The 20,797-nt window shown below is 66.8% G+C and carries 23 protein-coding genes; 14 read left to right on the top strand and 9 right to left on the bottom strand.

All coding sequences use genetic code 11. The annotated features are described in order from the left end of the window. Positions 1-9: 9 nt before the first annotated feature. From N2K95_RS15890 to N2K95_RS15875, 4 genes are all read right to left on the bottom strand, one after another. Positions 10-783 (bottom strand): triose-phosphate isomerase, encoded by a 774-nt coding sequence (locus N2K95_RS15890; RefSeq protein WP_313771117.1) that lies wholly within the window; start codon positions 781-783, stop codon positions 10-12. Further along, positions 780-2,528 carry a dihydroxyacetone kinase family protein gene (locus N2K95_RS15885; protein ID WP_260652341.1) on the bottom strand — a complete coding sequence of 583 codons (1,749 nt, stop codon included), beginning with the start codon at positions 2,526-2,528 and terminating at the stop codon, positions 780-782. The genes N2K95_RS15890 and N2K95_RS15885 overlap by 4 nt, the downstream gene beginning before the upstream one ends. A gap of 92 nt (positions 2,529-2,620) precedes the next feature. Continuing rightward, positions 2,621-3,613: a 3-hydroxyacyl-CoA dehydrogenase family protein gene (locus N2K95_RS15880; protein ID WP_260652340.1), complete on the bottom strand. Its 993-nt coding sequence runs from the start codon at positions 3,611-3,613 to the stop codon at positions 2,621-2,623. Between the two features lie 189 nt (positions 3,614-3,802). Beyond that, a complete protein-coding gene (locus N2K95_RS15875; RefSeq protein WP_260652339.1) occupies positions 3,803-4,492 on the bottom strand; it encodes a GntR family transcriptional regulator in 690 nt (229 codons plus the stop codon). Positions 4,493-4,554: 62 nt separating this feature from the next. On the opposite strand from N2K95_RS15875, the gene N2K95_RS15870 reads away from it, so the two are divergent. From N2K95_RS15870 to N2K95_RS15840, 7 genes are all read left to right on the top strand, one after another. After that, entirely contained in the window at positions 4,555-5,526 is a 972-nt protein-coding gene (locus N2K95_RS15870; protein ID WP_260652338.1) for a sugar phosphate isomerase/epimerase family protein, read from the top strand. An 83-nt stretch (positions 5,527-5,609) separates the two neighbouring features. Then, positions 5,610-6,752, top strand: coding sequence for a glycosyltransferase family 9 protein (locus N2K95_RS15865; protein ID WP_260653848.1), 1,143 nt, complete (start codon positions 5,610-5,612; stop codon positions 6,750-6,752). A gap of 150 nt (positions 6,753-6,902) precedes the next feature. Then, positions 6,903-7,967, top strand: a complete 1,065-nt coding sequence (locus N2K95_RS15860; protein WP_260652337.1) for an ABC transporter substrate-binding protein — start codon at positions 6,903-6,905, stop codon at positions 7,965-7,967. Positions 7,968-8,099: 132 nt separating this feature from the next. Continuing rightward, positions 8,100-8,819 (top strand): ABC transporter ATP-binding protein, encoded by a 720-nt coding sequence (locus tag N2K95_RS15855; protein WP_260652336.1) that lies wholly within the window; start codon positions 8,100-8,102, stop codon positions 8,817-8,819. Then, positions 8,816-9,637, top strand: a complete 822-nt coding sequence (locus tag N2K95_RS15850; RefSeq protein ID WP_260652335.1) for an ABC transporter permease — start codon at positions 8,816-8,818, stop codon at positions 9,635-9,637. Before N2K95_RS15855 ends, N2K95_RS15850 begins: the two co-directional genes overlap by 4 nt. After that, positions 9,637-10,419, top strand: coding sequence for an ABC transporter permease (locus N2K95_RS15845; RefSeq protein WP_260653847.1), 783 nt, complete (start codon positions 9,637-9,639; stop codon positions 10,417-10,419). The genes N2K95_RS15850 and N2K95_RS15845 overlap by 1 nt, the downstream gene beginning before the upstream one ends. 152 nt (positions 10,420-10,571) lie before the next feature. Next, on the top strand, positions 10,572-10,799 hold the full coding sequence (locus N2K95_RS15840) for a hexameric tyrosine-coordinated heme protein (protein ID WP_260652334.1): 228 nt from the start codon (positions 10,572-10,574) through the stop codon (positions 10,797-10,799). A gap of 42 nt (positions 10,800-10,841) precedes the next feature. Here N2K95_RS15840 and N2K95_RS15835 read toward each other — a convergent pair whose 3' ends face one another. Genes N2K95_RS15835 through N2K95_RS15820 form a run of 4 tightly spaced genes read right to left on the bottom strand, consistent with a single transcriptional unit; the run spans position 10,842 to position 14,438 of the window. Continuing rightward, on the bottom strand, positions 10,842-11,318 hold the full coding sequence (locus N2K95_RS15835; protein WP_260652333.1) for a MaoC family dehydratase: 477 nt from the start codon (positions 11,316-11,318) through the stop codon (positions 10,842-10,844). A 41-nt stretch (positions 11,319-11,359) separates the two neighbouring features. Then, positions 11,360-12,556, bottom strand: a complete 1,197-nt coding sequence (locus N2K95_RS15830; protein WP_260652332.1) for an acyl-CoA dehydrogenase family protein — start codon at positions 12,554-12,556, stop codon at positions 11,360-11,362. Next, positions 12,553-13,482 carry an amidohydrolase family protein gene (locus N2K95_RS15825; protein ID WP_260652331.1) on the bottom strand — a complete coding sequence of 310 codons (930 nt, stop codon included), beginning with the start codon at positions 13,480-13,482 and terminating at the stop codon, positions 12,553-12,555. Before N2K95_RS15825 ends, N2K95_RS15830 begins: the two co-directional genes overlap by 4 nt. An 11-nt stretch (positions 13,483-13,493) precedes the next feature. Continuing rightward, the gene (locus tag N2K95_RS15820) at positions 13,494-14,438 is read right to left on the bottom strand and encodes an SDR family NAD(P)-dependent oxidoreductase (RefSeq protein WP_260652330.1); all 945 of its coding nucleotides are present in this window, start codon (positions 14,436-14,438) and stop codon (positions 13,494-13,496) included. Positions 14,439-14,613: 175 nt separating this feature from the next. Here N2K95_RS15820 and N2K95_RS15815 point away from each other — a divergent pair, with 175 nt between their 5' ends. Further along, positions 14,614-15,072, top strand: a complete 459-nt coding sequence (locus tag N2K95_RS15815; RefSeq protein WP_260652329.1) for a MarR family winged helix-turn-helix transcriptional regulator — start codon at positions 14,614-14,616, stop codon at positions 15,070-15,072. A 202-nt stretch (positions 15,073-15,274) separates the two neighbouring features. After that, positions 15,275-15,790: a hypothetical protein gene (locus N2K95_RS15810; RefSeq protein WP_260652328.1), complete on the top strand. Its 516-nt coding sequence runs from the start codon at positions 15,275-15,277 to the stop codon at positions 15,788-15,790. A 49-nt stretch (positions 15,791-15,839) separates the two neighbouring features. On the opposite strand, the gene N2K95_RS15805 is transcribed toward N2K95_RS15810, so the two are convergent. Next, positions 15,840-17,045 carry an ROK family protein gene (locus N2K95_RS15805; RefSeq protein ID WP_260652327.1) on the bottom strand — a complete coding sequence of 402 codons (1,206 nt, stop codon included), beginning with the start codon at positions 17,043-17,045 and terminating at the stop codon, positions 15,840-15,842. Between the two features lie 96 nt (positions 17,046-17,141). Between N2K95_RS15805 and gap the strand changes: the two genes are divergently transcribed. The 5 genes from gap (at position 17,142) to N2K95_RS15780 (ending at position 20,785) form a co-directional block, all read left to right on the top strand. Next, entirely contained in the window at positions 17,142-18,149 is a 1,008-nt protein-coding gene (gap, locus tag N2K95_RS15800; RefSeq protein ID WP_260652326.1) for a type I glyceraldehyde-3-phosphate dehydrogenase, read from the top strand. Positions 18,150-18,309: 160 nt separating this feature from the next. After that, positions 18,310-18,906, top strand: coding sequence for an RNA polymerase sigma factor (locus N2K95_RS15795; RefSeq protein WP_260652325.1), 597 nt, complete (start codon positions 18,310-18,312; stop codon positions 18,904-18,906). Beyond that, on the top strand, positions 18,872-19,918 hold the full coding sequence (locus tag N2K95_RS15790; RefSeq protein WP_260652324.1) for a CU044_5270 family protein: 1,047 nt from the start codon (positions 18,872-18,874) through the stop codon (positions 19,916-19,918). The genes N2K95_RS15795 and N2K95_RS15790 overlap by 35 nt, the downstream gene beginning before the upstream one ends. Positions 19,919-20,006: 88 nt before the next feature. After that, positions 20,007-20,498: a DUF2975 domain-containing protein gene (locus tag N2K95_RS15785; protein WP_260653846.1), complete on the top strand. Its 492-nt coding sequence runs from the start codon at positions 20,007-20,009 to the stop codon at positions 20,496-20,498. After that, positions 20,498-20,785, top strand: a complete 288-nt coding sequence (locus tag N2K95_RS15780; RefSeq protein WP_260652323.1) for a helix-turn-helix domain-containing protein — start codon at positions 20,498-20,500, stop codon at positions 20,783-20,785. The genes N2K95_RS15785 and N2K95_RS15780 overlap by 1 nt, the downstream gene beginning before the upstream one ends. Positions 20,786-20,797 lie beyond the last annotated feature (12 nt).

The raw sequence follows: 20,797 nt of genomic DNA, 5'->3' as shown, positions 1-20,797 counted from the left end.
CGTTCGTTTTCAGGCGGGTGTGCCCCGGTAGGTCCCGCGTTCCGCAGCGATCCCGAGCAGACTCAGGTATCCCTCCAGCTGCCAGGCAGTACGCCCGACAAACAGTCCACCGACGTGCTCGATCTCCAGCAGCTGCGCGGCGTTGTCCACACTGACCGAGCCTCCGTAAAGCAGGGCGGAAACCCTGCCGCCGTAGCGACCCCAGAGCGCGGCGAACGGTTCCTGCAGCTCTCCGGCGGTGGCCGGACGGCCGTTCACACCGATTGCCCAGATGGGTTCGTAGGCGATCAGGACGCGGGCGAGCTGATCGTCGTCGAGCCCGTCCAGCGCGCGGCGTGCCTGGTTCAGAATGAAGGCGGCGGAACCTCCGGCATTTTTCACGGATGCAGGTTCCCCGATGCACAGCAGCGGGATGAGTCCGTGGTGCAGCACAGCGGCAACCTTGCGGCGCACCGTATCGTCCGTTTCGCCGAAATGTTCCCGCCGTTCCGAATGGCCGATCTCGATAATCCGGGCCCCGGCGTCGGCGACCTGCGGTACGGATACCTCTCCGGTCCACGCCCCGGCATCTTCCCAGTGGGCGTTCTGCGCCCCGACCAGAACGCGGCCGTCGCGGCCCAGAATCTCCGCCACGGCGGCGATCGCGGAGGCAGGAGGGATGACGAACGGCTGAACGCCGTCGAGCCCGTGCCCGGACACAGCTGCGAGGAGGCCCTGCGCATAGGCCCTAGCCTCCGCCAGGGTCTTGTTCATCTTCCAGCTGGTGCCCACCCACACAGTCACGGAAGTTCCCCGGGCACAGCCGCGGGGGAACCGAAAAAGTCGCCCAGGGCGTCCATCAACACAGCGAACGAAACAGCCCCGGGGTCCGGAGTGCCCCGGCTCTTTTCACCCAGGACACGGGAACGGCCGCGGCGGGCGGTGATCTGCGCGGTGGCCTGGGCAGCTTCCCGCGCGGCACCGGCGGCCTTCTTCATGGATCCGGCCAGGTCGGAAGACCTTTCAAACTCCGCGAGAAGGGTGTCCCGGAAGGGGAGGGCAGCGTCAACCATGGTTTTGTCCCCCGGCTGCGCGCCGCCGATTCGAAGGACCGCTTCGATTCCGGCAATGATTGCCCGCACCACCTCGGCAGGGTCGATACCGCGGGCGTCGGTGAAAACTCCGCCGGCCGCGGTCAGGGCGGCGCCCCACAGTGCGCCGGACGTGCCGCCGGCTTCCTCGGCCCAGGCCTCGCCGGCATGGATGAGGACGGTCCGCGCTCCGGCGCCCTGCTCGGCCGCCGCCCGGCCCGACTTGGCTGCACCCCGCGACCCGTAGGCCATTCCCTGGCCATGGTCCCCGTCGCCCGCTACTGCATCCAGCCGGCCGAAGTACTCCTCGTGCTCGGACGTGGTGGAACGGATCACTTCCAGCGCCTGCACAACCCGTCCCGCCAGCTCCCGGGACCCGGGGGCGGACACGGGTATGGCCTCTTCGCCCGGAACATGCACCCCGGTGCGTTCCGGCCTGGGGGTAAGGTCCGGAGCTTCCCTGCGGAATGCGGGGGTGTCGGCAGGGGCCAGCCAGTACTTCTCGAGTTCGTCGTCGAGAAAAACGATGGTCAGGGACAATCCCGCCATGTCCAGGCTGGTGACGTGCTCGCCGACTTCAGGGGCCACCACGGTGAGCCCTGCCGCGGCCAGGCGTTCCGCCACCCGCCCGTAGACAACAAACAACTCCTCATACTTGACCGTACCCAGCCCGTTGAGCAGGACGGCCACCCGCCCCCGGTAGCCCTCCGGGGTCCGCTCCGGCTCCTCCTCCAGCACTCCGTCAACGAGGAGGTCGGCGACCTCCTCGGCGGTGCCCATCGGGACCTCCCGGATGCCGGGCTCCCCGTGGATGCCCAGCCCGATCCCCATCTCGCCCACCGGCACATCGAACAATGCCCCTGCGGCGCCGGGCAGGGTGCACCCCTTGAAGGCGACGCCGAAAGAGCGGGTGGCGTCATTGGCCTTCCAGGCGACCCGCTCGGCGTCGTCGAGGTCCGCGCCGGCCTCGATGGCGGCGCCGGCGATCTTGAACACCACCAGATCCCCGGCGATACCGCGGCGTTCACGGTGCTCCCCGGCGGCGCCCGAGGCGATGTCGTCGGACACGCGGACAATCCGCACGTCCACACCCTCTGCCCGCAGTTTTTCGGCGGCCTGCCCGAAATGCAGGACGTCACCGGCGTAATTGCCGAAGCCGAGGACAACGCCGCCGCCGTTTTCGGCGGAGCGTGCCACGGAGTACACCTGGGAGGCTGAGGGTGAGGAGAAGATGTTGCCGCACGGCGCACCGTGGCCCATGCCCGGCCCGACCCATCCGGCGAAGGCCGGGTAGTGTCCGGACCCCCCGCCGATGACCAGGGCCGGCTGGCCCTTGGGTGTTTCGCTCGAGCGCACCACGCCGCCGTGGGCCATGGTGACGTGCCGGGGATGGGCGGCCACATAGCCGCGCAGGGCGTCCGTGGCGAAGTCCGCGGGATCGTTTACAAGATAAGTCATGGTTCCACCTCGGTCGCTTCGAATGACCGCCGGTGGGGGCAGCGCCTCGCGGTGCTTATCCCTTCGGCGGAGCCTGGCCTGGTACTGCGGATCTAACCGGCGTTCGTAGCAGCGCCGTCCTGCGCGGCAGCCTCATCGACCGGGCTGGGGCCGAGTTCCTTCAGCAGCCCGGTCATGGCCACGTAGGCCTTGTTGCGGTAGGCAATAAGCTCGTTCGCCCGTTCCGCGGGGATCTGCAGGAACCCGCCGCCGGACTTGGTGCCGAGCTTCCCTTCCGCCACGAGGTCCTGGAGGATCTTCGGGGTGGCGAACCGTTCGGGAAATGACGTCTGCAGCGAGGCATAGCAGAACGAGTAGACATCCAGTCCGGCCATGTCCGCGATGGCGAACGGGCCGAAGAACGGCAGGCGGAACCCGAAGGTAGTACGAACGAGGGTGTCGACGTCGTCTGCGCTCGCAATGCCCTCTTCGACCAGCTGGGCGGCCTCGTGGAACAGCGCGTACTGCAGGCGGTTGAGCACAAACCCGGTGACATCCTTGACCACCGCGGCCTGCTTGCCCGCAAGCTCGACGATCTCCTTGGCGGCCGCAACCGTTTCCGGAGTGGTGCCCGCATGCGGGATGACTTCGACGCCGGGGATAAACGGCGCAGGGTTCGAGAAGTGGACTCCGAGGAAACGACCGGGGTTGTCGACGGCCTCCGCAAGCGTGGCGATCAGAATGGTCGAGGTGTTGGAGCCGATCACGGCGTCGGGCCGTGCCGCCGAACTGATCCGGCGCAGGGTGCCGTGCTTGATATCGATGACCTCCGGGACCGCTTCCGCAATGTAGGAGGCGTCTGCGACGGCGTCTTCAATGCTCGGTGCGGCCCAGAGGTTCTCCTGCAGGCGCTGCACCGCGTCCGCCGGAAACAACCCGTCCGCCACGAACTGTTCGGCCTCACCGAGCAGGCGTTCGAGGTTCTTTTCAGCGACCTCCTGCGAAACGTCTGCCAGGGCTACCCGCGCGCCCCCCAAGGCAAGGACCTGGGCGATGCCCCCGCCCATGTATCCCGAACCGACTACTGCTACTGCGCGCTGGGCCATGATCCCCATCTCCTCTGATGTGCACGTGCTGCGTCTGCGGACACGGCGCCATCTGGATGCGGGACTGGAAGAGCGGATAGGAACTACACCGGATGCATGTCGTGTTTCCTATAGGATCCACGCGAGTTGTGATGCTGTCAACCATTCGAACGACAAATGGGTGCTCCGTCGGGCCGTACTGCGTCCGGCCTAACCGGCGGCGCCGGTTTCGCGGACGGCGCGATCCCGGACACCGCAGAGATGCCCGGCCATGGCTGTCCGCGCAGCGTCCGCGTCCCCGGCACGCAAAGCGTGCAGAATGCGGGTGTGCTCTTCGATGGCACTGCCGGCATCGCCCACGCCGGTTCCGCCGAACAGCCGGAACCGGTGCACATGTCCGCCGAGGGAGTTGTAGGCGCCGACAAGGAACTTGTTCGCCGTCTGCTCGACAATGATGCGGTGGAAGCGCTCGTCGGCCTCCCAGTAGGAACGGTAATCGGCGAAGTGCGGCCCGTTCGGTGCCTGCCGCAGATCCTCGATAGCCTGTTCCAATTCCGCCAGGAAAGCCGTGTCGGAACGCGCACAGGCCACTTCCGCGTTGTGCGGTTCGAGCAGCAACCGGGCCTCCATCAGGTCAATCAGTTCCTGCTGCGTAAGCCGCGGCGCAACCCGGTAGCCGCGCAGGGCGGCACGGGTCACCAGGCCCGTGGACTCGAGCCGGGCCAGGGCCTCCCGCACCGGCGTGGGTGACACGCCGAGCTCACGCGCCGTTCCGTCAATGCTGATGGAAGCACCGGATTCCAGGTTTCCGTCCATGAGGCGGGCGAGGATTTCCTTGTGCACCTGGTCGGTCAGGATGCTGCGTTGGATCCACGTCCCGCCGGCGGTGTTCTTCTCCATGCCACTCCCTTACCCATGCCTGCCGTTTCCGGCTGGACAGCCTGCCAATATCCTATAGGGTGTTGGCCAACGCGACTCCCAAGGAGAGCAACATGGGCTACAACCCCGAAAACTGGCCGATCGGTGCGGCCCTGCTGAATTTCACCGGTGTCACTGCGGACGGCCGCGACCGCACTGCCGCCGGTCCCCAAGCCTGGAAGCAGACCTTCCGGGAGGTCCGCCACGCAGGTTTTGACCACGTTGACCTCACGGATTCCTGGGTACGTCCGGGTGATCTTGATGCGCTTGGGCGGAAACAACTCCTGGAGACGGCCCGCTCCTACGACCTCGCCTTCAGCGACATCGCCGTCACGCGTAAGAGCGTGATCACTCCGGACGAGGAGCAGGCCCGGCTGAATATGGCCTACACGAAGCGGACCATCGATGCCGCGGCGGACCTCGAGGTGCCCATGGTGTGTCTGGGACTGCATGATCCGCTGACCCAGGCGCAGAAGGACGCGACCTGGTTCTGGCTGGCTGAGGGTGCCGAGAATGAGGACACCGAGGAGAACCGCGGAAAAGCCGCCTTCCGTTTCCGGGAACTTGGTGAGTACGCGGCGGAGCGCGGCGTGAGCCTGTCCCTGGAGATGTACGAGGGAACCTTCCTTGGAACGGCTGACAGTTCCGTGCAGCTTGTGACCGCCGTGGATCTGCCGAACGTGGGACTGTGTCCGGATATCGGCAACATTGTCCGTCTGCACCGCGAGGTCGAGGACTGGCGCGCGATGCTGGCCAAGATGCTGCCCCACACCAATTACTGGCAGTTGAAGAACTACTTCCGTGATTACGACCCCGCCACCGGGTCCTACGCCTCTTCCCCCGCACCTTTGGCGCTCGGGTTCATCAACTACCGGGAGGCAATCGGAATGGCCCTGGACGCCGGCTTCGACGGTCCCATGTGCGTGGAGCACTACGGCGGCGACGGGCTCACGGTTTCGGGAATGAACCGCGACTATATCCGCGGCATCCTTGCATCCAAACTGCCGGAGGACTGACCTTCACCCTGTGACGCTGCGGCAGCGGCCCCTAGGGTGGGGGCCAGCACCGGCCACGGTGCAGCGACCGAAGGACACCGATGATGCAGGCCTTTCCTCCCGGACAGCAGGGGTTCGAGCAGCAGCACGGAATGCGGCGCGGGGTTGGGCCGATGGGACCCCGGTTTCCCGACGTAGGGAAGATTGCCGTCCTGCGCGGCGGAGGTCTGGGGGATCTGATGTTCTCCCTGCCCGCCATCGAAGCGCTCTCCGCCGCGTATCCGTCCGCGTCCGTCACACTGCTGGGCACGGCACTGCATGCCGCCCTGCTGACGGGACGCCCGGGGCCGGTGCACCGGGTGGAGGTCCTGCCCGCAGCTCCCGGGATCGCCGCCGGACCCGAGGACCCGCAGGCCGTGCAGGAGTTCCTGGCCCGGATGCGGCTGGAGCGGTTCGACCTGGCCGTCCAGGTGCACGGCGGCGGCCGGAATTCCAATCCCTTTCTGCTCGGCCTGGGGGCCCGGCACACCGTGGGCACCCGGACCCCCGATGCCGCCGCCCTGGACCGGTGCATCCCCTACATCTACTACCAGCACGAGGTCTTCCGTGCCCTGGAGGTGGCGGGTCTGGCCGGCGCTGCTCCCGTCAGTCTGGAGGGGCAGCTTCCGGTCCTCGCCGAAGAGGCCGCAGCGGCACGGGCCCTGGTGATGCCGGACCGGAGCCTGGTGACCCTGCACCCCGGGGCCACGGACCCGCGGCGGCGGTGGCCGGCGTCGTACTTCGCGGAAGTGGCGGTGCGTGCCGCTGCCCGGGACTGTCAGGTAGTGGTGGTGGGTGACGACGCCGACCGGGGCCTTGCGCAGCAGGTTGTGGACCTTGCGCTCGCCGACGCCGGGCCGGCGGCACCCGTGCGGTCACTGGCCGGTGAGCTGGGCATCGGTGCGCTCGCGGCCCTGCTGCAGGCCAGCGCGGTGATGGTGGGCAACGACAGCGGCCCCCGACACTTGGCGCAGGCGGTCGGGGCCGCCACCGTGGGGATCTACTGGTTCGGCAACGTCGTCAACGCCGGGGCGATCGGCCGTGCCCGGCACCGGGTGCACATGTCCTGGGTGTCAGCGTGTCCCGTCTGCAAGGTTGATGTGACGCAGGTGGGCTGGACGGCGGAGCGGTGTGAACATGATGACTCGTTTGTGGCCGAGGTCCGGCCGTCCGACGTGTGGGCCGACGTCGACGAGCTGCTGGTGTAACGCCGGGATCCCGTTGGGGCCAGCGGAGGAGAGGGAGTTTACGGCACCGTAACGGACCGATACCGCACCGTAACAGGGGGTGTCCGCCGCAGAAACAAAGCGTTCCTAGGCTCGGGATTCATCACCCCGCACCTACTGAAAGCGGTACCCATGAACGTCCTGCCCCGGCTGCGCGAACGCACCGCGAATGCACGAATCCTGCTCGGCGTACTCGCCGCGTCCAGCCTTCTGATGGTCACCGCCTGCGGCGGATCCGCCGACGACGCCGGGGACGCGGAGTACGACACCCTGGACGTGAACCTGTCCTGGATCAAGAACGCCGAATTCGCCGGTGAGTACTTCGCCGAGGAGAAGGGCTATTACGCCGATGCAGGCTTCTCCGAGGTGAACCTCATAGCAGGCGGTCCCGGCGGCACCTCGACCGAAACCATGGTTCTCTCCGGGGGCGCCCTGGTGGGAACCTCCAGCCCCATGGGGGTGGCCCCGGTCATCGCGGAGCAGGACGCGCCGCTGAAAATCATCGGCACCACCTATCAGAAGAACCCGTTCGTCATCATCTCCCTGGATTCCCTGCCCATCACCACGCCGGAGGACCTCGCCGGCAAACGGATCGGAGTGCAGGCCGGCGTCAACGAAACACTGTTTGACGCCCTGCTGGAGGTCAACGGGATCGATCCCGGGTCCGTGGAAAAGGTCCCGGTGCAGTATGACCCGCAGCCGCTGGTCAACGGCGATGTGGATGGATTTTTCGGCTACCTCACCAATGAAGTGCTGACGCTGGAGCAGGCCGGGCACCAGACTGCCGTACTGCCATTCGCCGACAACGGCCTCCCGTTCATCGCGGAGAGCTTCGTGACCACCGACGAAGCCATTGAAACCCGCCGGGAGGAACTGAAGGCATTCCTGAAGGCGACCGCACAGGGATGGAAGGACGCCGTCGCTGACCCCGAAGAGTCCGCACGGCTGGCCGTCGAGGTATACGGCACGGACCTGAACCTGGACACGGCGAAGGAAATCCGGCAGGCCGAGGAACAGAACACCAAGCTTGTTGTCTCGGCGGACACCGAGGCCAACGGATTGTTCACCATCTCGGACTCACTGATCGAGGAGAACCTGGAGATCCTGAAACTGGCCGGATATGACCTCACCGCCGAGCAGGTGTTCGATATGAGCCTCCTGGCCGAGGTGTACGAGGAAAACCCGGAGCTGAAGTAGATGCAGTCCGACCACACCCTGGCCCCTGCTTCCCCGGGCACAGCAGCACCCGGGGAAGCTGCCCGGCCGGGCAGCGGTACGGGAATCCGGATAACGAACCTTGGCAAGACGTTCGGATCGGGGCGGAAAGAGGTGACTGCCCTAACGGAAACCAACCTCGTCACCGACCGCGGCTCCTTCATTTCCCTGCTGGGTCCCTCCGGCTGCGGAAAATCCACCGTGCTGCGGATCCTGGCCGGGTTGGAAACACCGACCACCGGGGAAGTCCTTGTCGACGGAAAGTCGCCTCAGGATCTCCGGCGCGGCCATGAACTGGGCATCGCCTTCCAGGACTCGGCGCTGCTGCCATGGCGGAGCGTGTACACGAATATCCGGCTGCCGCTGGAGGTTGCCGGCCATACAGCGGATGACGCGTATATCCGCGAGCTGATCAATTTAGTGGGCCTGGAGGGATTCGAAAAGGCCCGGCCTGCGCAGCTCTCCGGCGGCATGCGGCAACGCGTCTCGATTGCGCGGGCGCTGGTTCTGAAACCGTCGGTACTGCTGCTGGATGAGCCCTTCGGGGCCCTGGACGACATGACCCGCCAACGCCTGAACCTTGAGCTGCTGCGGATCTGGACCGAGAAACCCGCCACGACGCTGATGGTCACCCACGGTATTTCCGAGGCCATCTTCCTTTCGGACACGGTGGCGGTGATGAGTCCGCGTCCCGGCCGTGTCAAGGAGGTCATCACCGTGGGCCTCCCGCGGCCGCGCACCCCGCACATGATGCGGACCCCCGAATTCCACGCCCTGCACGACCACGCCTCCGAGCTCCTTTTCGGCGGGCCGTCCTCCGCGGAGGATTCATGACCCGCGTGCCGCCGTGGGCGGTGGGGGTCACCGGTGCGGCCGCCGTACTGGCCCTCTGGTGGGTGGGAGCGGCCACCTTCCTCAGCGGCATCGGGGCCGCGGGCGACGGCGGCCCCGGAGCCATCCCGACCCCGTGGCAGGTCCTCGCCCAGATGGGCGCCGACGGATGGGGCTTCTACTGGCGCAATGCCGCCGTGACCCTGGCCGAGGCCGGCGCCGGTTATCTGTGGGGCAATGCCCTGGCCCTGCTGCTGGCGTTCCTGGTGCTGCTGGTCCCGCGGCTCGAGCAGGTCGCCACCCAGCTGGCCGTTGTCAGCTACTGCCTGCCGGTGGTCGCCGTCGGCCCCGTGATCTTTATTGTCCTGGGCCCGCCGCGGTCCGGGGAGTCCTCCGGGACCGCGGTGGCACTGGCAGCACTGTCGGTGTTTTTCACCACGATGGTCAGCGCCCTGGCCGGCTTGAAAGCGGCGGACCGTGCCTGCCTGGACATCGTCACGGTTTTCGGCGGCCGCAGGATCCATCAGCTGCTCAAGGTCCGCATTATTGCCGCCCTGCCGTCGGTCCTGGCGGCGTTGAAAATTGCAGCACCGGCCGCGTTGCTCGGTGCGATCCTCGGGGAGTACGTGGGGGGAGTGGACCGCGGACTGGGGCCGGCGATGGTCAACGCGCAGCAGACCCTGGAAGTGGCGCGGGTATGGGGTGTGGCGGGTGCGTGTGCCGCACTGGCCGGTTCCGCCTATGCGGTGCTCGGGCTCCTGTCCCGGGTTGTTGTTCCGTGGTCCTCCGGCGGGCCGGGTGTCCGGATGGGCGGGCTGTGATGGGCGCGCTGGTCCGGTCCGTCGGCCGGATGCTGCTGGGCCTGGCCGTCTCACTGGCCGTGGTTGGTGCGCTCTGGATCGGGCTGCTGAAGGTCTTCGACGTGTCCGCCTACATCGGCAAGGGACCGTGGGAGGTCTGGACTTTCCTGGTCCTGGACCCGGAGGCCGCGGAGAACCGCGCCCTGGTGGGCGGGCAGCTGGGACAGACACTGCTCGACGCCGGCATGGGGTTCGCCGCCGGCATGCTGGCCGCGCTCGCCGCGGCCTGTGTCTTCACCCTGTTCCGCGGGGTGGAGCACGCACTGATGCCGCTGGCCATGCTCCTGCGCTCGGTGCCGCTGGTGGCACTGGCACCGATGATCATCCTGGTCTTCGGCCGGCAGGAGGCGGCGGTGGCCGCGATGGGCGGCATTGTGGTGCTGTTCCCTGCGCTCGTCACCATCGTGTTTGGCTTGCGCTCCGCCTCGCCGGCCATGCTCGAGGTGGTGCAGGTGTACGGGGGTAGCCGGTTCGATGCCTTCCGGAAGGTGGCGGTGCCGACCGCAGTGCCCGCCCTGTTCACCGCGCTGCGGGTATCCATTCCCGGGGCGCTGACCGGGGCGTTGCTCGCGGAGTGGCTCGCCACGGGGCAGGGAATCGGCTACGGGATTGTCTCCGCGGTGTCCCGGGCACGGTATGACCAGGTGTGGGCCGCCGTCGTCGCCGTGACCCTGGCCTCGATCCTGCTGTACGCGGTGGTTGCCGCGGTGGAGGCGGCCTTGAAGCAGCGGACCGGGACATAGCCCTGCAACGCCGTCCTTGCTTCAGTGGACGGCAAAGCGGGGCGAACGGTTGAGCGCCGGGCGGTGCGGGGCGAGACTGGTGCCGTCGGGTGTATCCGCCCGCACGCCCGAGCCGGCAGGCCGGCGGGCTTTGAAAAGACAGGACGGACACCATGGAGCTTGTTCCGAACAATTCGCTCAAGTGCGCCACCCCGGAGGAAGGCCGGCAGCTGGCCATTCAACTGGCGCTGCAGACCGCCTTCGCCATCCAGCCGGACGACCAGGCGGAGCACATCATCCGCGACGCCTATGCCAACAACCCGGACGGCATCATCGCGGCCTCCCACGTGGTGGCCACTGAGTTCGCGACCGTTGCGGCCGCGAACAACTACTGGCGGTAACCCCTCCGCCCGCCCCGGGGGCCCCGGGGCGGCCCGGAAACGCTAGGCGTACAGCCGGCTGAGGAAACGGGCGATGACGGCCGGACGTTCCTGGCCCTCGATCTCGATGGTCAGGTCCGCGACCACGTGCAGGCCGTTGCCCTTGACGTCCTGGACATCGGCGATTTCGGCGGTCATCCGGATCCGGGAGCCGACCTTCACCGGCGAGGTGAAGCGGACCTTGTCCAGGCCGTAGTTGACCTTCGTCTTGACGCCCGTCACATCGAACAGCTCGCCCCACATCGGGATCAGCAGCGAGAGGGTCAGGAACCCGTGGGCAATCGGAGCGCCGAAGGGGCCGTCCTTGGCCCGCTCCGGATCCACGTGGATCCACTGGTGGTCATCGGTGGCGTCGGCAAACAGGTCCACTTGGCCCTGCGTAATCTCGCGGTATGCCGAGTGTCCGAGATTTTTGCCGATGAGGTTCTGAACCTCATCGAACGCGACGATGGTCTGGGCGGAGGCGGGTGCTTCGGTCATGGAAAACTCCTGGGTTGCGGGGCGGAATACGGCGGAATACGTCAAATGAAGGCGCTCTTGCCGGTGATTGCGCGGCCTACGACCAGCGCATTGATTTCGTGGGTTCCCTCGTAGGAATAGACGGCCTCGGCGTCGGCGTGAAAGCGTGCGACATCGGTGGCCAGGGTGATGCCGTTGCCGCCGACCACTTCGCGGGCCAGGGCAACGGTTTCCCGCATGTGCAGGCTGATCCACATCTTCGCCAGGGCGGAATCCTCATCCCGGAAAATCCCTTCCTGCTGGCGCTCCGCCAGCCCGGCCACCAGATTCAGGGACGCGGTGACGTTGCCCAGCATCCGGGCGAGTTTTTCCTGGACCAGCTGGAAGCTCCCCAGCGACCGGCCGAACTGTTCGCGGCTGCGGACGTACCGCAGCGCAGCTTCGTACGCTCCGGCCTGGATGCCGGTAGCGATCCAGGCTACGTCGGACCGCATGGCCCGCAGCATCGCCGCGACATCCTTGAAGGAGTTCACGTTGCCGAGCCTCCGGGATTCAGGAACGCGGACGCCGTCGAGGGAAATGTCGGCGTTCTGCATCATCCGCAGCGACGTTTTGCCGCGGATCTTTTCGAGCCGCACCCCGGGTGCTTCGCGGTCCACGAGGAACCCCTTGACCTGTCCATCGGCGACGTCCCGGGCGAAGACCGCCAGATAGTCGGCGGTGAACGCGCCGCCGATCCACCGCTTGGCCCCGTCCAGGATCCACTCGTCGCCGTCGCGGTGTGCCGACGTCGAGAGCCCGCCGGCAATGTCCGAACCGTGCTCGGGCTCGGTCAGGCAGAACACGCCGGTCATTTCGAAGGTGGTGATCAACGGATCCCACTGCGCAAACTGCTCCGGTGTTCCTCCCACCCGGCAGGCGGTGCGGAACAACCCGGCCTGCGCGGTGTAGTAGGTGGCCAGCGATGCGTCGGTGCGGGCCAGTTCGAAGATCCGGAAGCCGTGGTAGAGCGCCCGCGGTTCGGCGCCGCCGGCAGTCAGCTCAGGCGGAACCATCAGGTTCAGCTCCCGCAGCGGACCGTCCAGCTGGTACGGGAACTCCCCGGCCTCCCAGTAGTCCGCCAGCAGCGGCCGGGCGGTGTCTTCCAGGACCCGGCGCAGACGCCGAAGCGGTGCCTTCTCCGCCTCGGTCAGCCGCCCCTCGACGTTGAACGGATCGCAGTCGGGGTACAGGCGGGACTCGGTCAGCAGGCCGGTCATGCGCGTTCCCCTGCACCGGCGGCACCGGCAGCAGCGCCGGCAGCGGTATCCAGCCCAAGCAGGCGCACCGCGTTGTCCTTCAGGATCTTCGGGCGCACTTCATCCTTGAAGCTCTGCTGCTCAAAGGCACCCAGCCACTTCTGCGGGGAGATCAGCGGATAGTCGGTGCCGAACAGGACCTTGTCGGCCAGCATCGAGTTCGAAGCCCGCACCAGGGACTCCGGAAAATACTTCGGCGACCAGCCGGACAGGTCGATCCAGACATTGGCCTTGTGGATGGCAATCGAGTTGGCCTCGTCCTGCCATGGCACGGACGGGTGGGCCATGATGACCTGCAGTTCCGGGAAGTCCGCGGCAACGGCATCGAGCAGCATCGGGTTCGAGTACGCAAGCTTGATGCCGTAGCCCCCGGGCAGTCCGGCCCCCATGCCGTTCTGCCCGGTGTGGAACAGGGCCGGGACGCCCAGGGCGGCGATGGCCTCGTAGATCGGATAAAACTGCTGGTCCGAAGGATCGAAACCCTGCAGGGAAGGATGGAACTTGAAGCCCTTGACCCCGTAGTCCTCCACCAGCATCCGCGCCCGGTCGACCGCCCGGCTGCCCTGCAGTGGATCCACGGAGCCGAAGGGGATCAGCACGTCATTGTTGCGTGCCGCGCCCTCGGCGATCTCTTCGATGGAGTTTGGTTCGTGGCCCAGCGCGGTGGTGGCGTCCACGGTGAAGACGACGGCGGCCATCCGCCACTCGCGGTAGCGTTCGGCGATGGTGTCCAGGGTGGGGCTGCGGTCCTCGGATTTGAAGTACTTGGCGGAAGCCTCGGTGAGGGCCGCCGGCAGCGAGGCGTGGCCGTGGTCCGAGCACTCGATGTGCACGTGCATGTCGATGGCGTCCAGGGACGCCAGGTCGAGGCCGTATTCGTATCGCATTTTGATTCCCCTTACGATGCCTGCGGTTCGAGTTCCTCAGGCAGCGGAGGCATCTTCTCCCCGACCGGCTGCAGGTTGCCCTCCAAGAGTGCGGGGAACTGCTCGTGCAGCGCCTCAAACGTCCAGCCGCCCTCGCGGTATTCGGTGACTACGGGGACGGGGTGGGAGAAGATCTGCAGCCGGTCCCCGCCGGCACCGATAACCTGCCCGGTGATCCCCGCGGCGTCGTCGGAGGCCAGATAGGCGACCAGCCCGGCGACGTCGGCGGAGGTGCCGAACCCCAGGTCCTTGCGGAAGAAGTCCGGCATCGGCTCGCCGCGGCGTTCCGCCTCGACAGCGGCGCGGAAGTAGGGGACCGTCTCGGTCATGGCGGTGGCGGCCACGGGAATGACGGCGTTGGCGGTGACGCCGGCCTTGCGCATTTCCAGCGCCCAGGTGCGGACCATGCCGACAATGCCGGCCTTGGCGGCGGCGTAGTTGGTCTGGCCGAAGTTGCCGTACTGGCCGGTGGGGGAGCCGATGGTGATGATCCGGCCCGCCACGTTGTTTTCCTTGAAGTACCGGTACGCCTCGCGGGCGCAGGTGAACGTGCCGCGCAGATGCACCTGGATCACCAGGTCAAAATCCTCGTCCGTCATCTTCAGCAGTGACTTGTCCCGCAGGACACCCGCATTGGTGACCAGGATGTCCAGGCGGCCGAAGGCGGCCACGGCACCCTCCACCAGGGCTACGGCGGCTTCAGTGGTGCCTACCGGGGCGACGACGGCGACGGCCCGGCCTCCGGCGGAAGTAATCATTTCGACGGCCCGGTCTGCTGTTTCCTGAACCACGTCGTTGATGACGACGGCGGCACCCCGGCGGGCGAGTTCGGAGGCGTAGGCCAGCCCGAGGCCCTGGCCGGAGCCGGTGACGACGGCGACCTTTCCGGCGAGTGCACCAGTGGATTCAGCGGTCATTCGAAGCTCCTTTGCTCAGGCCGGCTGCATGTGACTGCGGCCACGTTGCGGCATTGGAACCATTCCACGGCATACCGTTGAAATTGTCAACAGTTATGATCCTCATTGATTAGGAGCTGCATCCGTCTTCTAGGATGGGGTCCTACCGTGTCCCTGCCGAAGGATCCAACACCCTATGAGCACCTCCCCTGACGGCGTTGCCGACGCAGCGCGCTTCGCCGCTGCCAGCCTCGGCGCCGAACCCGTGTTCCTGATGGCGCGTGCCGCATCCATCGGATCGGCGGAGGCCAACCGCCGGCTGGCCGACTTCGGGCTGAAGGTGCGCCACTACTCCGTGCTGTCCCTGGCCTGCGGTGGAACCGCACCCACGCAGCGGGAGCTGAGTCAGTTCCTGGTGCTGGATCCCAGCCAGATCGTGGCCATCGTGGACGAGCTGGAGCACCGCGGCGCCGTCGAGCGTCAGACCGATCCGCGGGACCGCCGGTCAAAGGTCATTGTGCCCACCAAGGACGGACATGCCCTGTATGGCAAGGCCAAGGAGGCAGTGGACGGCGCCACCGAAATCTCCATGGCGAAGCTCAGCGCCGCCGAGCAGCGCGAACTCCGCCGTCTGCTGCAGCTGGTGGCGTTCTAGGCACAGGATGCCTTCATCCGGCCCGCCCTGCCGCAGGAATCCGCGCCATATGCGCAGGGGTGCATATATCTCCCAGCGGCTCGTTCGGCCTCCATGGCGGCCCGCTTTCTGCTTGCCCGCTGCGTTTTTCAAGCATTCTCAAAGAATCCGGTTTGAAGATGGAACTGCAAGAAAACCACTCATTCGGAGGTGAAACACCAATATGGCTATGGGGAGCGGAGCTCGGAAAGCCATCGTCTGGGGCGGCGGCGCCCTCGCCGGGGTTGGCCTGCTGGTTGCCAGTTTCTTCGCGGGTACCGCTGTAGGGGACAACACGGAATTTGAACAGGCCGGCACCACGGCCCAGGAACAGGACGCCGGGGACAACGAGAGCCGGGATTTGTTCGACGAGCAGGATACCCAGGGCGAGCAGGACGCCCAGGAGGAGGGTCAGGACACCGACGGCGACGGCGACGTCCGTGACGGTGACCGCGACCGCGACGGCGACGGACCGGGTCCCGACCGGGAGGACGCCGAGGGGCGGAACCAGGACCGGGACACCGACGGCGAGGACGCCGAGGAGCAGGGTCCGGGCGGCCAAGGTCCCCAGGAGAAGGACCAGGACGCCGAGGAAGGTGAAGGCCGGCACGACGGCGGCCGGCACCACGACGGCCACCACGACGGCGGACCGGATGAGGACCGGGAGAACGACAGCGAGGACGGATCGGCCCCCGCGTAGTTTCCGCAGTCAAAGGGCCGGGTGCAGCGGCACCCGGCCCTTTTTTGCACTACTCCCGGCGCGGCTCGGGCACGAGGTCCAAGAGGTGGGTCTCCACGTAGTCCAGGGCCAGGCGGACAGCCCCGGTGGGCACCAGCATGGTGCCCAGATTGGAAACCGCCACCCGGGGCGGCTTTACCGCGTACCGGTCCAGCTCCCGAGTCATGGCGGGCAGCAGGGCAGTGGCCGAGGCAGCCACCGCGCCGCCGATCACGATCAGCCGCGGATCAAAGAACGAGGACACCAGGGCCAGTACCCGAGCCATCCGCCGGGCAATCCGGTCCAGGATTTCTTCGGCCACCGGATCCCCGGCGGCGGCCGCCTCGAACACCAGCCGGGCCGAGGCGCGGTTGGTGTCCGGCCCCACGAGGTCGCGGATCCGGCCGTTGTGGCCTTCGTTCAAAGCCGCGCTGCCCCAAAGCCGCGCAAGCTTCGCAATGCCGTCCTCGTTGCCCACGCCCTCCACCAGATCCAGCGCACCCATGGCGCCCGTGCCGCCGGAAGCGCCGTGCAGCAGGCGGCCGGACTCGATAATGCCGCTGCCCAGCCGCTCGCCGGCCAGGATGACCGCGAGGTTGTCTTCGCCCGCGCCGACCCCGCGCCAGCGTTCGGCCAGGGCCGCCAGCTTGGCGTCGTTTTCCACCAGCAGCGGCCAGCCCCGGGAGTCGCTGAAGGTGGAGCTCAATCCCAGATCGAACATCGGGGCCACGTCCTGCCCCGGGGCAACGGCGCCTGCCCCGGTGACCTGGGCCGCGATGCCCATGCCGGCGCACAGCACCGCCGCGGAGGAAATCCCGGCGTTCGCCAGCGCGGCGTCGACGGCTTCGGTGACTACCCGGCGTCGTTCCTCCGGCTCCCCGCCGTGGCGCGGGAACCGGGCCTCCGATTCGCCGACGACGGCGCCCGCGAGATCGGCAACCAGGACCCGGACGGTGGCAATGCCGACGTCGAGCCCCAGGACGTAACCGGCGCTTTCGTTGAATTCGAACCGGCGGGCGGGCCGGCCTTTTTGCCGGTCGATGCGCGGGGAGACCGTTTCCCGGGCCCAGCCGCGGGCGATCAGGTCATCGCACACCGCAATCACGGTGGCCCGGGTCAGGCCCGTGGCATTGATCAGATCGGTGCCCGTGACGGACGGGGCAGCACGGAGCACCTCCAGCACGGCGCGCAGGTTCGTGCGGCGCAGGAACTGCGGGGTGTTTGCGGAGGCATCCATGGAAGTGGCCTTTGACGTGTGGCGGTAATAACAGCATAATTATAGGAGACAATAAATTTAGTTCCTAAATTTAGGTTTGGCATCAAGGAGGCCCTCATGACGGTACGCGTCGGAATCAACGGTTTTGGTCGGATTGGCCGCAATTACCTGCGGGCAGCACTGCAGCACGGCGAAGGGTTCGAGGTTGTCGCAGTCAACGACCTCGGCGATCCCGCACAGCTGGCCCACCTGCTCAAGTACGACTCGGTTGCGGGACGCCTGGCCGAGAAGGTCACCGTCGAAGACGGCAACCTCGTGGTCGACGGCCACACCATCAAGGTCTTCGCTGAGCGCGATCCGGGCAACCTGCCCTGGGCCGACCTCAATGTGGACATCGTCATCGAATCCACCGGCTTCTTCACCAACGCCGAGGATGCGCGCAAGCACATCTCCGCAGGCGCCAAGAAGGTCCTCGTCTCCGCACCGGCCAAGGGTGACGCGTTCACCGTGGTCATGGGCGTGAACGACGGCGACTACGACGCCGAGAAGCACGACATCATCTCGAACGCTTCCTGCACCACCAACTGCCTGGGCCCGCTGGCCAAGGTCCTCAACGACGCCTTCGGCATCGAAAAGGGCCTCATGACCACCGTGCACGCCTACACGGCAGACCAGAACCTGCAGGACGGTCCGCACAAGGACCTGCGCCGCGCCCGCGCCGCAGCCCTGAACATGGTTCCCACCTCCACCGGTGCCGCCGCGGCCATCGGCGTGGTCCTGCCGGAGCTGAAGGGCAAGCTGGACGGCTTCGCCATCCGCGTTCCCGTTCCCACCGGTTCCGTCACTGACCTGACCGTCACGCTGGAAAAGGAAGCCACGGTCGAGGAGATCAACGCCGCCTACGCCAAGGCTGCACAGGATCCGCGCTGGGCCGGCATCCTCACCTACACCGAGGATCCGATTGTGTCCTCCGACATCGTGGGCGATCCGTCCTCCTGCATCTTCGACTCCGGTCTGACCCGCGTTATGGGCAACCAGGTCAAGATCGTCGGCTGGTACGACAACGAGTGGGGCTACTCCAACCGCTTGGTCGACCTGACCGGACTGGTTGCTTCCAAGCTCTAATCAGCACCAAGTAACAACGCACGACGGCGCCGCGCCGGACTCCCTGTGGGTCCGGGCGGCGCCGTCGTCGTTTAATGTGCCTTGTTGTCCAAAGGGGCAGCCGTCGGAAAGAAAACCGGGGGGACCGTGAACCATTGCCGGTGAGCGGGCATTACAAGGTGTGAACACAGACAAAGAGATTGTGGAGCGGTCGCGCAGCGGCCCTGCCATATTCGGGGAACTCTATGACCGGCACGCGCCGGACATCTACCGGTACGCGGCCCGCCGCGCCGGAGACTTTGCCGCAGAAGATGTGATGGCGGAAACCTTCCTGATCGCCTTTGAACGCAGGGCAGTCTTCGAGGGTCCGTCCGAGGCCGTGCGCCCCTGGCTCTTCGGCATCGCCACCAACCTGCTGCGCCGGCACCACCGTGCCGAAGCACGCATGCTGCGGGCCTTGGCCCGGAACGAGGGCCGGAGGCATTCCGTTGACGGACTGGAAGAAGTCGACGCGAAGGTGGATGCCGACGTCGACCGGTCCCGAATCGGAGCTGCGCTTCACGCGCTGGCCCCGATCGACCGGGAAGCCATCCTGCTCTATGCCTGGGCGGACCTGACCTATGACGGGATCGCCACCGCCACCGGCGTGCCCATCGGCACTGTCCGCTCCCGCATCAACCGCGCCCGGCGCAAGCTCCGGGCCGACCTCGGCTTTGCCCTTTTCGACGAAATGGACAGTGATCATGGACGAACTGCACCTGCTCCGCGCCACGCGTAACACCACCGGAACCGTACCCCCGGCCGTCCTGGCCGCCGGGCGGGAGAAACTGATGCAAAAGGCAGCCGGAGAGCGCGAGCCGGCACCGGGGCTGCACCCCGTACGGCCCTGGCGACGCACTCTGTTTGCCTCCGCCGCGGCTGTAGCACTCGTCGCCACGCTGGTCGCGGTCGACGTCATGGGTTCGGGCGAACGCCCGGGGGTGACGGCGGAGGCGGCCGATGTCCTCAACGACGCCGCGGCATCGACCATTGCCACCTCCGACCCGGTGCTGGAGCCGGGGCAGTACCTGTTGGTCGACACCACCGGTGTCGCTATGACGTTCGCGTCAGGGCAGCTCGGAGACACTACTCCCCGTTGGCTATCCAGTATCGATACACAGATGTATGTGCCTGCGGACCGGACGGCGGAGTGGGTCTGGTCCCGGGAGCCCAGCGTGCCGGTGCAATTCTTCGGCGAAGGGTCCCGGGAGGCGTCCGAAAGGATGAAGGCAGACCTGCAGGCAGACGGAATACAGATGGACGAAAGCGAGGTCCTGCGTGCACCCGGCGGCCAATGGGAGGGCTTCGCATGGGAGGTCCTAGGACAAATGCCGCTCAATGAGTTCATCGAAAGCGCCCCCCGCGACCCGGACGAGTTGTTGAAGATGATCTATGAACAAACAGAGGGCAACCACTGGAACACGGAGGCCGAAGCCTTCATGGCCTTCGCGAATATCCTGCGTACGGGAGCCGTTCCTGCGGACTTGCGTGCCGTGATCTACCAAGCCATTGCGCTGATTCCGGGAGTATCCCTGGTGGACCGCGAGGTCGCCTTGGACGGCCGGACCGGAGTGTCACTCGGAATGAAGGGCAGCGATTACCGGACAAGGATGGAGATCATCATCGACCAGGAATCCGGCCAGATGATCGGCGAGCGGGAGGTGCAGCTCAAGGACTACCGAGGTGTCCCGGCCGGCACCGTGACGGCGTGGACCGCCATCACCACCTCGGTGGTGGATTCTGCACCCTAGACTCGGCGAGACCCTTGCGGAATCTCTCGATAATCGATAACTATTGATTGTCCTTCAATAGCCGCAGTGCTTCCGCAGGGAGAGCATGATGGGAAAAGCAGCAATCCTCGTGTTACGCATAGCCCTGGCCCTGGTGCTCCTCGGCACCCTGTTTGTCCAGGCCGTGATGGTGCCGCTGTTCGGTATCGACCTGGCCGAGGCCGGTGCCGAAGCGGTCCGGGTGCCGGTGCTCCTCATTGTGGTGCTGGGCATTCTTGCGTTCCAGGTCTGCCTGGTCTGCGTCTGGCGGCTGCTGACCATGGTGCGGCGGGGAACGGTCTTTTCCTCCGCAGCCTTCCGCTACGTGGATGTCATCATTGGTGCCATCACGGCCGCAGCCCTGCTGCTGTTCGCGCTGGGCACGGTACTGGCGCCCGGCGAGGAAGCGGCGCCGGGCATTGTCCTGCTGATCGGGGGAGTGGGCATAACAGTCGCTGCCGGTGCCCTGTTGATGCTGGTGATGCGGGCCCTGCTGGCCTCCGCTGTCGCAACGGCCGCCGAGGCCGCCCGGCTCCGCACCGAACTGGGCGGTGTCATCTGATGCCGATCATCGTGGACATCGACGTGATGCTCGCGCGGCGGAAAATGCCCGTGGGAACCCTGGCCGAACTGATCGGCATTACCCCGGCGAACCTGGCCGTCCTGAAAAACGGCCGCGCCAAAGCGGTCCGCTTCACCACCCTCGCCGCCCTCTGCGAGGCACTCGACTGCCAGCCCGGGGACCTGCTCCGGTGGGAGGCGGGGGATATGGACGACGACGGCGCGCCGGACGGAACCGGCAACGGTGCCCGAAACTCCGCCGCGGCGGATACCCGCGCCCGGGAGTAGCGGTCAGCCGTC

The sequence above is a fragment of the Arthrobacter zhaoxinii genome (genome assembly GCF_025244925.1).
Lineage (GTDB): Bacteria > Actinomycetota > Actinomycetes > Actinomycetales > Micrococcaceae > Arthrobacter_B > Arthrobacter_B zhaoxinii.
Note: the sequence above shows the minus strand (reverse complement) of the source record. Positions and strands in the feature narration are given on the sequence as shown.